This is a genomic window from Streptomyces sp. CC0208, from assembly GCF_003443735.1.
GTDB lineage: Bacteria > Actinomycetota > Actinomycetes > Streptomycetales > Streptomycetaceae > Streptomyces > Streptomyces sviceus.
Genome location: NZ_CP031969.1, coordinates 7309278 through 7321682 on the forward strand (window position 1 = coordinate 7309278; position 12405 = coordinate 7321682).

Annotated in this window: 15 protein-coding genes and 6 tRNA genes; 12 read left to right on the plus strand and 9 right to left on the minus strand. The window is 71.5% G+C overall.

Translation table 11 applies throughout. From position 1 onward, the window contains the following. Nucleotides 1-43 precede the first annotated feature (43 nt). The gene (locus tag D1369_RS33565; RefSeq protein ID WP_118082788.1) at nucleotides 44-862 is read left to right on the plus strand and encodes an RNA methyltransferase; all 819 of its coding nucleotides are present in this window, start codon (nucleotides 44-46) and stop codon (nucleotides 860-862) included. A 52-nt stretch (nucleotides 863-914) separates the two neighbouring features. Here the strand turns inward: D1369_RS33565 and D1369_RS33570 are convergent, their stop codons facing one another. Then, nucleotides 915-2336: a serine/threonine-protein kinase gene (locus D1369_RS33570; RefSeq protein ID WP_205574542.1), complete on the minus strand. Its 1422-nt coding sequence runs from the start codon at nucleotides 2334-2336 to the stop codon at nucleotides 915-917. Nucleotides 2337-2532: 196 nt separating this feature from the next. Between D1369_RS33570 and D1369_RS33575 the strand changes: the two genes are divergently transcribed. The 4 genes from D1369_RS33575 (at nucleotide 2533) to D1369_RS33590 (ending at nucleotide 5146) form a co-directional block, all read left to right on the plus strand. After that, nucleotides 2533-2808 (plus strand): hypothetical protein, encoded by a 276-nt coding sequence (locus D1369_RS33575; protein WP_007380750.1) that lies wholly within the window; start codon nucleotides 2533-2535, stop codon nucleotides 2806-2808. 196 nt (nucleotides 2809-3004) lie between these two features. Continuing rightward, a complete protein-coding gene (locus tag D1369_RS33580) occupies nucleotides 3005-3187 on the plus strand; it encodes a hypothetical protein (RefSeq protein WP_007380749.1) in 183 nt (60 codons plus the stop codon). Between the two features lie 628 nt (nucleotides 3188-3815). Then, a complete protein-coding gene (locus tag D1369_RS33585; RefSeq protein WP_037899329.1) occupies nucleotides 3816-4754 on the plus strand; it encodes an aminoglycoside phosphotransferase family protein in 939 nt (312 codons plus the stop codon). Nucleotides 4755-4834: 80 nt separating this feature from the next. Next, nucleotides 4835-5146, plus strand: coding sequence for a zf-TFIIB domain-containing protein (locus tag D1369_RS33590; protein WP_037899326.1), 312 nt, complete (start codon nucleotides 4835-4837; stop codon nucleotides 5144-5146). A 48-nt stretch (nucleotides 5147-5194) separates the two neighbouring features. On the opposite strand, the gene D1369_RS33595 is transcribed toward D1369_RS33590, so the two are convergent. The 5 genes from D1369_RS33595 to D1369_RS33615 form a co-directional block, all read right to left on the minus strand. Then, nucleotides 5195-5266 (minus strand) — tRNA-Val (locus tag D1369_RS33595). 32 nt (nucleotides 5267-5298) lie between these two features. Further along, nucleotides 5299-5370, minus strand: a tRNA-Val gene (locus D1369_RS33600). A 19-nt stretch (nucleotides 5371-5389) separates the two neighbouring features. Further along, nucleotides 5390-5461: transfer RNA gene (locus D1369_RS33605), tRNA-Val, on the minus strand. Between the two features lies 1 nt (nucleotide 5462). Beyond that, a tRNA-Cys gene (locus D1369_RS33610) sits at nucleotides 5463-5536 on the minus strand. A 39-nt stretch (nucleotides 5537-5575) separates the two neighbouring features. Further along, nucleotides 5576-5648 (minus strand) — tRNA-Gly (locus D1369_RS33615). A gap of 178 nt (nucleotides 5649-5826) precedes the next feature. Between D1369_RS33615 and D1369_RS33620 the strand changes: the two genes are divergently transcribed. From D1369_RS33620 to D1369_RS33630, 3 genes are read left to right on the plus strand one after another with little or no spacing between them, the layout of a single operon-like run. Next, nucleotides 5827-6870 (plus strand): chorismate-binding protein, encoded by a 1044-nt coding sequence (locus D1369_RS33620; protein ID WP_118082790.1) that lies wholly within the window; start codon nucleotides 5827-5829, stop codon nucleotides 6868-6870. Next, entirely contained in the window at nucleotides 6867-7688 is an 822-nt protein-coding gene (locus D1369_RS33625; RefSeq protein WP_007380747.1) for an aminodeoxychorismate lyase, read from the plus strand. The genes D1369_RS33620 and D1369_RS33625 overlap by 4 nt, the downstream gene beginning before the upstream one ends. Before the next feature lie 50 nt (nucleotides 7689-7738). After that, nucleotides 7739-8566 (plus strand): GNAT family N-acetyltransferase, encoded by an 828-nt coding sequence (locus D1369_RS33630; protein WP_007380746.1) that lies wholly within the window; start codon nucleotides 7739-7741, stop codon nucleotides 8564-8566. A gap of 37 nt (nucleotides 8567-8603) precedes the next feature. Here the strand turns inward: D1369_RS33630 and D1369_RS33635 are convergent, their stop codons facing one another. After that, nucleotides 8604-9125: a DsbA family protein gene (locus tag D1369_RS33635; protein ID WP_037899324.1), complete on the minus strand. Its 522-nt coding sequence runs from the start codon at nucleotides 9123-9125 to the stop codon at nucleotides 8604-8606. A gap of 223 nt (nucleotides 9126-9348) precedes the next feature. Between D1369_RS33635 and D1369_RS33640 the strand changes: the two genes are divergently transcribed. Further along, the gene (locus tag D1369_RS33640) at nucleotides 9349-9798 is read left to right on the plus strand and encodes a hypothetical protein (RefSeq protein WP_007380744.1); all 450 of its coding nucleotides are present in this window, start codon (nucleotides 9349-9351) and stop codon (nucleotides 9796-9798) included. A 156-nt stretch (nucleotides 9799-9954) separates the two neighbouring features. Next, complete coding sequence (locus D1369_RS43175) at nucleotides 9955-10107, plus strand: hypothetical protein (RefSeq protein WP_020117509.1); 153 nt, start codon at nucleotides 9955-9957, stop codon at nucleotides 10105-10107. Nucleotides 10108-10168: 61 nt separating this feature from the next. Here D1369_RS43175 and D1369_RS33645 read toward each other — a convergent pair whose 3' ends face one another. Continuing rightward, a complete protein-coding gene (locus tag D1369_RS33645; RefSeq protein WP_007380743.1) occupies nucleotides 10169-10729 on the minus strand; it encodes a CGNR zinc finger domain-containing protein in 561 nt (186 codons plus the stop codon). Nucleotides 10730-10938: 209 nt separating this feature from the next. Beyond that, nucleotides 10939-11352 (minus strand): SsgA family sporulation/cell division regulator, encoded by a 414-nt coding sequence (locus D1369_RS33650; RefSeq protein WP_004002642.1) that lies wholly within the window; start codon nucleotides 11350-11352, stop codon nucleotides 10939-10941. A gap of 191 nt (nucleotides 11353-11543) precedes the next feature. Here D1369_RS33650 and D1369_RS33655 point away from each other — a divergent pair, with 191 nt between their 5' ends. Continuing rightward, nucleotides 11544-12005 (plus strand): TIGR02611 family protein, encoded by a 462-nt coding sequence (locus tag D1369_RS33655; RefSeq protein ID WP_007380742.1) that lies wholly within the window; start codon nucleotides 11544-11546, stop codon nucleotides 12003-12005. Between the two features lie 76 nt (nucleotides 12006-12081). Continuing rightward, nucleotides 12082-12153: transfer RNA gene (locus D1369_RS33660), tRNA-Val, on the plus strand. The last annotated feature ends 252 nt before the right edge of the window (nucleotides 12154-12405 follow it).

Below are 12405 nucleotides of genomic sequence, written 5' to 3' on the forward strand. Positions count from 1 at the left end.
CCCAGCCGTTGGCACCGCTCCCAGGACAAGGCAGTATCACCCTGTGGCCGATCTCATCACCGTCGAGGATCCCGACGACCCGCGCCTGCACGACTACACGGGCCTGACCGACGTCGAACTGCGTCGCAAACGCGAGCCGGCCGAGGGCCTGTTCATCGCCGAGGGCGAGAAGGTCATCCGCCGGGCGAAGGACGCCGGCTACGAGATGCGCTCCATGCTGCTGTCCGCCAAGTGGGTCGACGTCATGCGCGACGTCATCGACGAACTCCCCGCCCCGGTGTACGCCGTCAGCCCGGAGCTCGCCGAGCAGGTCACCGGCTACCACGTGCACCGCGGCGCGCTCGCCTCCATGCAGCGCAAACCGCTGCCCACGGCGGCCGAGTTGCTCCAGACCGCCCGGCGCGTGGTGATCATGGAGTCGGTCAACGACCACACCAACATCGGCGCGATCTTCCGCTCCGCGGCGGCGCTCGGCATGGACGCGGTGCTGCTGTCGCCCGACTGCGCCGACCCCCTCTACCGCCGCAGCGTCAAGGTCTCGATGGGCGCGGTCTTCTCCGTCCCCTACGCCCGCCTCGACACCTGGCCCAAGAGCCTGGACTCGGTCCGCGAGGCCGGCTTCACCCTCCTCGCCCTCACCCCGGACGCCAAGGCCAAGACCCTCGACGAGGCCGCCCCGCACCGGATGGACCGGGTCGCACTGATGCTCGGCGCCGAGGGCGACGGCCTGACGACCCAGGCCCTGGTCGCCGCCGACGAATGGGTCCGCATCCCGATGGCCCACGGCGTCGACTCCCTCAACGTGGGCGCGGCGGCCGCGGTCGCCTTCTACGCGGTGGCGACGGGGCGGCCGCAGGCCTGACCAGCGGTTTCTCTTGCCCCGGGCATCGCCTACGGCGGTCCCGGCGGCCTGTTCAGTCCGTGCCGACCCCGGCCGGCCACTGCGGCGGTACCTGGTCCGGCGACGCGTGCACCTGTCCCTGCCGTTGCTCCCGTACGGCACCGTCGCCGTCGCCGCCGAGTCCGCGCGGCGGCCCCTGGCAGCCCTGGGCCGCGGCGATGCCGAGCGCCACGAGCAGGGTCACGACGACGAACACGAACAGCCGCTGGCGCAGCAGGCGCGGGTTCGCGGGGCGCAGCCCCGTCCTGGTGTTCCTGGAGGTCGGGCGGCCGGTACCGCTGCGCGGCGCGGGTCGGCTGCCGCTGCCGGAGCGGGTCGTGTTCCGCGAGGAGGAGGGCGGGGTGGGCCGGGAACCGGGACGGGACGAGGGCACGCCGTTGCCGCGCGGGGTGCTGCCGCCGCGTGACGGGGCGCCGCCTCGCGCGGGGGCCTGGCCCCGGGCCTGTCCGGAACCGCGGGCCGGAGGAGCGCCTTGGGAGCCGGACGTGCCCGGCTGTCCCTGGGGGCGTCGCTGGCCGGCCCGCTCCGGGTAGGTGTCGGCGATGCGTCCGGTGGGCCGGTCCGCCTCTCCGGCGCGCGGGGCGGGCGGGCGCAGATCGGGCAGGCCCTGTGCCTCGCGGGCCGCGATCTCCTTGAGTCGCAGCGAGAGTTGGAGGGTGCTCGGCCGCTCCTCGGGGTCCTTCGCCAGACAGGCGCGGATGAGGGGGGCGACCGCGTCGGGCACGCCGTGCAGCTGCGCCTCCTCGTGCACCACGCGGTACAGCATCACCTCGGAACTGCCGTGCCCGAAGGGCGAGTCGCCCATCGAGGCGTATGCCAGGGTCGCGCCCAGGGAGAACACGTCCGTGGCCGGCGTCACCGCGGCGCCGCGTACCTGCTCGGGCGCGAGGAAACCGGGGGAGCCGACGGCGGTGCCGACATGGGTGAGGGTGGAGGCTCCGGTCGCCCAGGCGATGCCGAAGTCGATGATCCGGGGACCCTTGGGGGAGAGGAGGATGTTCGACGGCTTGAGATCGCGGTGCACCACCCCCGCCTCGTGCACGGCGACGAGCCCCTCCGACAGGGCGGCCCCGATGGAGGCGACCTCGGCGGCGCCGAGGGAACCCTCGTCGGCGACCTTGTCGTGGAGGGAGGGACCGGGCACGTACTGGGTGGCGAACCACGGACGGTCCGCTTCCAGATCGGCCGCGACCAGCCGGGCGGTGCAGCCGCCGCGGATCCGCCGGGCCGCGGAGACCTCGCGTGCGAACCGTGACCGGAACTCCTGGTCCTCGGCCAGATCCGGCCGGATGACCTTCAGCGCGACCCGCTGCCCCTTGCGGTCGGAGCCCAGGTAGACGACTCCCATTCCCCCGGCGCCGAGCCGTCTGTGAAGCCTGAACGAGCCGACGACGCGCGGGTCCTCGCGCCTCAGGCGCATCATCGCCATGTTCATCCCCGCTGCCCGGTCCGTGTGACGAGCCACAGCTTACGTTTCCGCGGGCCGCCGCGCGCAGAGGCCGCGCCCTCTCGTCCCGATGGATTGTCAGTGCCGGGTGGGAGAATTGAAGGGTGGTCAGGGAGCCGGAGGGCGGGCGGACTTCGCTTCGGATGTGATCCCAACCACCTGTCGCAGAAGGGGGATTGAACCCGTGAAGGGTGATCGCGTGGAGATAGTCGTGGACGCAGGGGACACGACGCGCACCTACGAGGTGGTGGCGAGCAGGGCGGGCCGCCGGGTGGAGACGGCGGTACGGCGAGGTGTCGTGGAAGTGAGCGAAGTCACGCGGAACGGATCGGTGGTGCGGACGGCCCGGTTCATGGCGACCCGGGTGCTGGCTCTGGTGGAGCAGCCGGTGCCGCGCGAGGACAGCTCGGAGAAAGCGGGGCAGACCGGGCGACCCCTCCGGGAAGACCCGGAGACCTAGGCCCTCGTCTCCACCCACGGGAGTACTCCGCTGGTCATGGCTCATCCTCGGGGAGGCCCGGCAATCGGTACGAGGGCATGACGTGCGGGGAGCCCATGACGCCTAGATTTGAGGTCAAGCGGCGGGTGCAGCACTCGTCCCCCGAGGTCAGACACCCGCCGCTGCCAACGACAACAGAACGGTCAGGAGAGGGACCATGGCTCTTACGGCACCGCGGACACTGGCCCGCACACGTCAGCCCCGCCGTACGGGCCGTCGTCACCCGCTGGTGGCGACGCTGATGGCCCTTCCTCTGGCGGTCCTGCTCCTCGTCGTCTTCGACGGCTGGGAGACAGTGGCCACACAGGCGTCGTCCGTGGGAGTGATGCTGGGGCGCTGAGCGGCGACCCCAGGCCCGGAAGAGCGGTCCGGGCGGGGACATCAACCCATGAAACCCCGTGGGGACGGGGGTGCGGCGGACGGCAAAATGCCGGCGCAGCTGGGGAGCTGCGCCGGCATTGCGTTTCCCTCCGGGGGGTGGGCGGTGTCTTGTCCGGGTGCGGGTTCGGTGGGGGCGGGTGTTTGTGCGCAGTTCCCCGCGCCCCTGATGCCTGCGGCGGCCTGCGCGGCCCCGGTGGGGGCGGGTGTAGCGCGTGCGGGTGTGTTGTGGGTCGGGGCCGGAGTGGGGGGTATCCGTCCTCGGTCCGGCGGTTGCTGCTGCTTCAGCTGTGCTCGGTGCCGGACGCCGGCCGCTGCGGGCGGACACCCCCCACCCCGTCCCCTTCCCGCCGTACGCGGCTACCGGCCGGCCGTGGCGCGCGGTTCGTCGCGGCGGGGAGGGTGACGAACGGCCCGTCCTGGCGCAGGTGACTGCACCCACCTAGGGGCGCGGGGAACTGCGCGACCAGCCCCCACGCACCCGCACCCGCCCGACAACCGAACCCGGCCCCCCATAGGCGCCCCGCCCAAGCCCATCGCAGCTGCCCGCACATACTGAGTGCGCCAGACCCCGCCGCCCAGGGAGCCCCGTGACCACCCACCCCCTGCTCACCGAGCTCACCCTCAGAGCGAGAAGCGAGGCTCACTCCGGGAAGCAGAAGGCGTGCGCCTGCGATGCGAGCACCCTCGCCGACCGCCCCGACGCCACCGTCGTCCGGCACGCCGACACCGTCGCGAAGGCGCACGCCCCCGGCACGGTCCCCGCGGACCTGGCCCCCCGCCTCGCCATGGCCGCCCGCCTCCCCGGCATCCTCCTGCCCCCACTCGGCGAGACCCCGGTCGACCTGCACGGCAGGCTCGTCACCTTCTGGCCGTACGGTGCACCCGTGGACCCGGAGAACCCCGGCGCCGCCCCCTGGGAACAGGCCGCCACTCTCCTCGCCCACCTGCACCGCACTCCCGCCCCGCCAGGTCTGCCCCCCATGCGCGGCCCGGTCAAAGCGGCCCTCGCCGTTGCCCGTCTGCTCGCCACCACCCGCCGGGGGCACGCCGTTCCCGTGCTGCGGGCTTGGCTCACCCTGCCGGCCTGGGCTCGTGCCGAGACCCCCATGTCCGACACCGAGACCCTCTGTCACGGCGACCTGCACCTCGGCCAGCTCGTGCGCCACCCCGCTCCCGACGGTCCCTGGCGTCTCATCGACGTCGACGACCTCGGCGTGGGTGAACCCGCCTGGGACCTCGCCCGCCCCGCTGCCTGGTACGCCTGCGGCCTGCTGTCGCCCGACGACTGGTCCCGCTTCCTCGGTGCCTACCGGGCGGCCGGCGGCCCCGCTGTTCCGGTCGGCGGCGACCCCTGGGCGGCCCTGGACGTCCCCGCCCGCGCCCTCACCGTGCAGACCGCGGCCCGGGCGGTCGTCAAGGCGATCGAGGCGGACCGCGCGCTGGACGACGTGGAGCAGGCGGTCGTCGAGGCCTGTGACCGAATGGGTTCCGCCCCGCCGCAGTTGGCGGACGGTTTCGCGAAGTAGGGTGCAACCGACCAGAGCCGGACAGAGTCTGTCCTGGCGTAACGCTAAGCAGGATCAACCGGCGAGGAGTTGAGCCGACGATGCAGTGTCCGAAGTGCCACGCCCCCATGCACACGTACAACCGCAACGGTGTCCAGATCGAGCAGTGCAGCGGCTGCCGAGGGATCTTTCTCGACTACGGCGAGCTGGAGGCGCTGACCCGTCTGGAGGGCCAGTGGGGCGGCGGCCCCGCCGTTCCGCCACCGCCCGCCGCTCCGCAGTACCCGGCTCAGCCCGGCGCACCGGCCTGGGGCGCCCCGCAGCACGGCGGTGGCCACTACGGCGGCCACGGCGGACATCACGGCGGCCACCACCGCAACCGCGGCTTCGGCCACATGCTGTTCTCCAGCTGACCAGGAGACGAAGAAGCCCCCGGCCGCAGGGCCGGGGGCTTCGGTGTGTGCGCGATACTGGGATTGAACCAGTGACCTCTTCCGTGTCAGGGAAGCGCTCTCCCGCTGAGCTAATCGCGCGGGAAACCACGATCGGGATCGTGTCTACTGCGTGCGCGATACTGGGATTGAACCAGTGACCTCTTCCGTGTCAGGGAAGCGCTCTCCCGCTGAGCTAATCGCGCGGAGGATCCGAGGATCCAGTGGACGATACTGGGATTGAACCAGTGACCTCTTCCGTGTCAGGGAAGCGCTCTCCCGCTGAGCTAATCGTCCTTGGAGGTGGAGACGGGATTTGAACCCGTGTAGACGGCTTTGCAGGCCGTTGCCTCGCCTCTCGGCCACTCCACCAGGAGTGCAGGGGCTCGGGAAGATCCCCTGGTTCCATCGAGCGGACGACGAGGCTCGAACTCGCGACCTCAACCTTGGCAAGGTTGCGCTCTACCAACTGAGCTACGTCCGCTTGTCGTTTCGGTCCGCTCTCGCGGCCCGGCGACGAGTTGAACTCTAGCGGATTCCGGGGCCAGTACAAAAACGCGTTTGCGCAGCGTGCTGCGGTGCGTATGTCGACGTACGTGGTCAGGGGGGCCGGAAGGACATGGCCAGGTCACCCGCAGGACACCCGCCATAGACTCGACAGCGTGCTCGACCTCGCTCCTCTCGCCCGCTTCGGCGACCGCGTCGCCACCGGTCTCCTCGATGTCACCAGCGATCCCGCGGCCCTGGACTCCAGCGGCTTCTGGGCCGTCGCGGCCGACTTCGAGGGCGGCCTGACCTGCGCCCGCTTCGCCGACGTACGCCGGACACCGGTGCCGGCTCCGGTACCGGGAGCCTGGCGGGGGCCCGCAGCCGGTGACTGGACGTCGTCGCTGGATCGCGCCGCGTACACGGAGGGCGTACGACGGATTCGCGCGCACATCGCCGCCGGCGAGGTCTACCAGGCCAACCTCTGCCGTGTCCTGACCGCGCCCCTCGCACCCGGCGCCGACGTGGACGCGCTGACCGCGTTGCTGGCCCGCGGCAACCCGGCACCGTATGCAGGAACGATCCGGCTGCCCGGACACGGGGTGGAGATCGCCACCGCGAGCCCTGAGCTGTTCCTGCGCCGGGCGGGGCGGGGCGTGGAGTCGGGGCCGATCAAGGGCACCGGGCGGACCGAGGACGACCTGCTGGCCAAGGACTACGCCGAGAACGTGATGATCGTGGACCTGGTGCGCAACGACCTGGGGCGGGTGTGCGCCACGGGCAGCGTCACCGTTCCCGACCTGTGCGCCGTGGAGAAACACCCCGGCCTCGTCCACCTCGTGTCGAGTGTGCGGGGCGAGCTGCGCGAGGGCGCGGGCTGGGCCGAGCTGTTCGGCGCCGCCTTCCCGCCCGGATCGGTCACCGGCGCGCCCAAGTCCAGCGCCCTGCGGATCATCGAGGACCTGGAGACTGCGCCCCGGGGGCCGTACTGCGGCGGGATCGGGTGGGTCGACGCCGACCGGGGCACCGGGGAGGTGGCCGTCGGCATCCGCACCTTCTGGATCGACCGGGGCGAGGGAGTGCTGCGCTTCGGCACCGGCGCCGGGATCACCTGGGGCTCCGACCCCGAGGGGGAGTGGCGGGAGACCGAGCTGAAGGCCTCCCGGCTGCTCGCGGTAGCGTCGGGGACGTACGAGGTGAGTGGAGGGACCCTTACGTGAAGATCTGGCTCGACGGCGGGCTGCAGGACACCGAGACCGCCCGCGTCTCCGTCTTCGACCACGGGCTGACCGTGGGCGACGGCATCTTCGAGACCGTGAAGGCCGTGGACGGCCGCCTCTTCGCCCTCACCCGGCATCTCGACAGGCTGACCCTGTCGGCGCGGGGCCTCGGGCTGCCCGACCCCGATCACGACGAGGTCCGCCGCGCCTGCGCCGCCGTACTCGAGGCGAATCCGATGCCGCTGGGGCGCCTGCGCATCACCTACACCGGTGGTCACGGCCCCCTCGGGTCCGACCGGGGCGAGCACGGGCCGACCCTGGTGGTCGCCCTCGGCGAGTCCTCCCCGCGCCCCGACTCCACGGCCGTGATCACGGTGCCGTGGACCCGCAACGAGCGCGGCGCGCTCACCGGGCTCAAGACCACTTCGTACGCCGAGAACGTCGTCGCACTCGCACGCGCGCGTGCGGACGACGCTTCCGAGGCGCTGTTCGCGAACACGGTCGGGCAGCTGTGCGAGGGCACCGGGTCGAACGTCTTCGTCGTGCTCGACGGCGAGATCCACACCCCGCCGCTCGCCTCCGGCTGCCTCGCGGGCATCACGCGCGCGTTGACCGTCGAATGGACCGGGGCCAAGGAGACCGACCTGCCGCTGGACGTCCTGGAGCGGGCCGACGAGATCTTCCTCACCTCCACCCTGCGGGACGTCCAGGCCGTCCATCGCGTCGACGCGCGCGAACTGCCGGCGGCGCCCGGCCCGGTAACCGCCAAGGCCATGCGGATCTTCCAGGAGCGGGCCGGGGACGACCTCGATCCGTAAAGGCCCGGGATATTGAGCTGCTCCGGCGTGCCGCAGAGGGTAGAACTCCGGTGATGACCACCACCCTGCGGCCGACCGAGCCGCTCCAGCGCGGTGCCGAGGGGGCGCTGTCCCGCCACTTCACGGTGTGCGTGAACAGCCGTCCCGTCGGAGCGATACACCTGGCGACCCACCCGTCCTTCGGTGCGGCCGTCGCCCAGATCCGGGACCTGCGGATCGATGAGCCGGACCGCAGGCGCGGCCGCGGCACCGTCGCCGCGCTCGCCGCCGAGGAGGTGGCGCGGGGCTGGGGCTGCGGGCAGCTGGAGATCAGGGTCCCCGCCGACGCCGAGCCCGCGCTGCGGCTCGCCACCATGCTCGGCTACGTCCACCGCAACCGCGGCATGGAGAAGCCACTCGGCACCGACGCGCCGGAACTGCCCGCGGGCAGCCGGGGCAGGCCCATGACGGAAGCCGAGTTCTGGCCGTGGGCGGAGCGTGGCATCACGGAGTACGCAGGCGACTGGAGCACCCGCGGGGTGCCCGAGGCCGAGGCCATGGCGCGGTCGCGCAAGGACCACGAAAAGCTGGTGCAGCGGGGTCTCGCGACGCCGGAGGCGCTGTACAGCGTCCTGGAGCACGACGGTGTCCGGGTCGGGGTCCTGTGGGTGGAGTTCGTCGGCGCCAAGGCCATGGTCTACGACGTCGAGACCGAGGAGGCATTCCGCGGCCGCGGACACGGCCGTTCCCTGATGCTGCTGGCCGAGGCCCAAGCGATCGCCGCCGGCCGACGGGTCCTGGGCCTCAACGTCTTCGCGGGCAACACACCGGCCGAGCGGCTGTACGAGTCGCTGGGGTACGTGACGGTGGGTTACTCGATGTACAAGAGCCTGCTCTGAGCCCGGCTCACTCCTGCCGGGCCCGGTCCTGCCCGGCTCAGTCCTGCCCGGCGAGCAGTCGGTCCGCGATCTCCTCGATCCGCGCGCGCAGCCCGTCCTGGCTCTTGCCGCCGTCGAGGCGCTCGCCGTCGATGACGTACGTCGGTGTGCCGCTCACGCCGATCGCCTTGCCCTCGGCCTGGTCGGCGTCCACGACCAGGATGTGCCGGCCGTCGATCAGCGCGGTGTCGAACTCCTCGGCGTCGAGCCCCAGTTCACGGGCGACCTCGACCAGGAAGGGTTCTCCCTTACGGTCCAGCTCCTCGACGCGCCCGAGCACGGCCTCGACGTACTCCCAGCCCCTGCCCTGCTCCAGCGCCTCCTCGGCGGCCTGCGCGGCGGCGAAGGAGTGCTTGTGCTTCTCCAACGGGAAGTGCCGCAGCCGGAGTTCCAGACGGTCGCCGTAACGGGCACGCAGGGCCCGGACGTCGTCCAGCGCGTCACGGCAGTCCGGGCACTGGAGCTCGCACCAGACATCGAGAACGGGCGCGGCGGCACGGGCGGGGGAGGGGTCGCTCATGGGCCCAGTCTCCCAGCTCGGGTCCACCCGGACGAATCGCCCCCGCCTGTCCACGACGGCTCCGTCCGTGTCACCGGTGCGAGCCCGACCGGCACCTGCGGAGGAGGTGACCCGGAGATGTCCCTGATGTCCTGCCCAGGCATGGCCCGGTGGGGGTCGGGAGGTGCAGGATGGACAGGGACGAAGCGGTACGTTGCCGATCGAGCCCCGCCTGGAGGACCGGATGATTGCCGAGACCGTCTGTTCCGCCGTCGCCGCGGCCGGCCTGGGCATCGCGGCGGTCACCGCGTACCGGAAGCGTTTCCTCGCGGCCACCCGCCTCGCCGCCTACTCCCTCGTCCCGCTCGGTCTGGTGATGACCGGCGTCGTCGACTGGCTGGCGGACACCGCCTTCAGCCCGACCGCCTGGGCGGGCTTCGGTGTGCTCGGCCTGTCGTGGGTGCTGTTCTCGACCACGCGCGCGGTGGAGCGCCGCCGCGGCGGCACCCGCAAGGAGCGCAGGGCGGCCCGTGGTGCCCAGCAGGAGGCGGTGGCCCCCACGGCCTCGGCACCCTCCCTCGGCCCGGCCGTGCGTACCCAGACGACCCGGCCCGCGGGCAAGTCCCGGGCCACCGAGTCCGCCGGGGAGGACTTCAGCGACATCGAGGCCATCCTGAAGAAGCACGGCATATGAAGGTCGCGCGGTGAACTGAAACGTTCGCAGTGGCACCCGCGTCGGTCCGTAAGTGATCACGACTCGAAACGGGCATCACGGAATCCGGCGAACTACCGGTCATTCCGGGCGTGTTGATCGCGTCGGGGGCGCCGACTGCGCCATCATCGCCGCGAGATGCTGGACACGAAACAGAGCGATACCGCGCCGCCGCAGGACGAGCCGCGTGGATGCCTCTTCGCCCTTTCCCAGCCACCGCTGATGATCTTCCTTGCGGTGATCGGGTCTCTCCTGCTCATGGCTGCGCTGCACGACCTGCTGCTGCTCTGAGCCGTACCCGTGGTCCCCGGCGTCACCCGTCGGGGACCACGACGACACCCCCGCCCGGGTCTCAGCCCGCGGCCTCCTTGCGCCGCGCCCGGTAGGCGGCTACATGCAGACGGTTTCCGCAGGTCCGGCTGTCGCAGTAGCGCCGCGAGCGATTGCGGGACAGGTCGACGAAGGCCCGGCGGCAGTCGGGCGCCTCGCAGCGCCGCAGCCGCTCCTGCTCACCGGCCACCACGAAGAACGCCAGCGCCATCCCGCAGTCGGCCGCCAGGTGGTCGGCGACGGAGGCGCCGGGCGCGAAGTAGTGCACATGCCACTCGTAACCGTCGTGATCGGTGAGCCGGGGAGTGGTGCCCGCGGCCGCGACCAGATCGTTGATCACGGCGGCGGCGGCCCGGGCGTCCGGGGCGGCGAAGACCGAGGCGAACCGGCCGCGGATCCTGCGCACCGCCGACAGGTCGAGCTCCGAGAGCACTCCGACATCGCTGATCTCGTGGTTTCGTACGAAATCCGCGAGCGCCGCGACATCCGGCAGCGCGTCCGGCGACGCTTCGTCCTCCGGTGCGGTGTTCACCAGATCGACCACGGTGTCGAGGGCGCACCGGGTGTCGTGGGTGATCAGCACGATTCGCTCCCTGGCCTGGGGGTCGGGCGGACGCCCGCCGATGCTGGCCGATGGTAGTGGCTCGCCGGTGCTGAGTGGCGGGCCGCACGACAGGCGCCGTGGCTGCGGAGCGCTCCGCAGCCACGGCGCCTGTCCTTCCTTATGCGGTTGTACCAGCCCGAGCCGTCTCCCCGAGTGGACGGCGCCGGGCGGCTCTGTGCGGCCTCGCCCTAGCTTTCCGCCAGGATGTGCGAGAGCTCCTGATCCAGATCGAAGTGACGGTGCTCCGTGCCCGGGGGCACGGCGGCGTCGGTCCGCTTCAGAAACGACTCCAGGGCCCGCGCCGGGGCCTCGAGCAGTGCCTCCCCCTCCGGGGAGCTCAGGGCGATGCAGACGACGCCCTGACCGTGGCTACGCGACGGCCAGACTCGGACGTCGCCGGTTCCGGTGGGCCGGTGGAGGCCCTCCGCGAGAAGGTCGCGGGCGAACACCCACTCGACGGTCTCCTCGGCTCCGGTGTGGAAGGTGGCGTGCACGGCGTAGGGGTCGGCCGTGTCGTACCGCAGGCCTGCGGGGACAGGCAGGGAGGACTCGCTCGACACAACGAGGCGCAGGTGCAGCTCGCAGCTGACCGTGGTGTTCATAAGCGCCAGGGCCTTTCGCTCAGTGTGCGCTCGGGGATTCGCACGTCGGCGAAATCGACATGCCACCTACGGTGCCGTTGTAAACCCCTCTGAGTGTTTTGCGTGCCTTTACGTAACTCTTCCGGCCGAGGCCCCCTTGCGGAGGTACGACCATTCCGGTGACCGGTTTCTCTCCGGTAGGGTTGGGCTGTATGAATACGGGGAGTGACGAGCCGCGCGAGGTCGCCGTGGCACCTGATGAGCAGAGCGGCGAGAAGTCGGACAAGGCGCACGACGAGCAGGGGCTCGGTTCCAAGGCGCCGGAATTCATCAAGTCGCGGCGGCTGCTGCACCTGAGCTGGCAGGTTCTGGTCTTCGTCATCGGCCTCGCGGTCGTGGTGGCCGGCATCATCATGCTGCCGTTGCCCGGGCCCGGCTGGGTCGTGATCTTCGGCGGTATGGCGATCTGGGCGACCGAGTTCGTCTGGGCCCAGCTCGTGCTGCGCTGGACCAAACGCAAGGTGACCGAGGCGGCCCAGCGCGCCCTCGATCCCAGGGTGCGCCGGCGCAACATCATCCTGACCTCGATCGGCCTGGTGATCATCGGCGCGATCCTCGGGGTCTACCTCTGGAAGTTCGGTTTCGAGATGCCCTGGAACATCAAGGACCAGTGAGTCGCGCGGGGGTGCCGTGCCTGTCACCGCTGGTCACAGGCACCCCCTGACATGGGGTAATGTACTTCCTGCGCCCGGGCGATTAGCTCAGTGGGAGAGCGCTTCGTTCACACCGAAGAGGTCACTGGTTCGAACCCAGTATCGCCCACCCGGACCGACGGCCCGTCTGCGAGATCGCGGACGGGCCGTCGGCGTGTGCACGGACCAGTGCGAAGGCCGCCGGCTCCGCTGCGCGTGACGGTCCGCGGCGAGGCGTCCTGGCCGGCCGTCATTTTTCGGCCGCCCGACGCTCCTCCGGCGCAGCCCGCGTGCTGTTCGACCGGTCGATCCCGCGCCTCTCACCTGGGGCATCGTCAGTTCCCCTGTCCCGCGCGCCCGTTGAAGGCGCTCCGGCCTCTCA

Coding starts and splice junctions, on each gene's coding strand:
- D1369_RS33650 (WP_004002642.1), bottom strand. CDS start 11,352: ATGAACACCACGGTCAGCTGCGAGCTGCACCTGCGCCTCGTTGTGTCG.
- D1369_RS33580 (WP_007380749.1), top strand. CDS start 3,005: ATGGCTCTTACGGCACCGCGGACACTGGCCCGCACACGTCAGCCCCGC.
- D1369_RS33635 (WP_037899324.1), bottom strand. CDS start 9,125: ATGAGCGACCCCTCCCCCGCCCGTGCCGCCGCGCCCGTTCTCGATGTC.
- D1369_RS33570 (WP_205574542.1), bottom strand. CDS start 2,336: ATGAACATGGCGATGATGCGCCTGAGGCGCGAGGACCCGCGCGTCGTC.
- D1369_RS43175 (WP_020117509.1), top strand. CDS start 9,955: ATGCTGGACACGAAACAGAGCGATACCGCGCCGCCGCAGGACGAGCCG.
- D1369_RS33640 (WP_007380744.1), top strand. CDS start 9,349: ATGATTGCCGAGACCGTCTGTTCCGCCGTCGCCGCGGCCGGCCTGGGC.
- D1369_RS33590 (WP_037899326.1), top strand. CDS start 4,835: ATGCAGTGTCCGAAGTGCCACGCCCCCATGCACACGTACAACCGCAAC.
- D1369_RS33655 (WP_007380742.1), top strand. CDS start 11,544: ATGAATACGGGGAGTGACGAGCCGCGCGAGGTCGCCGTGGCACCTGAT.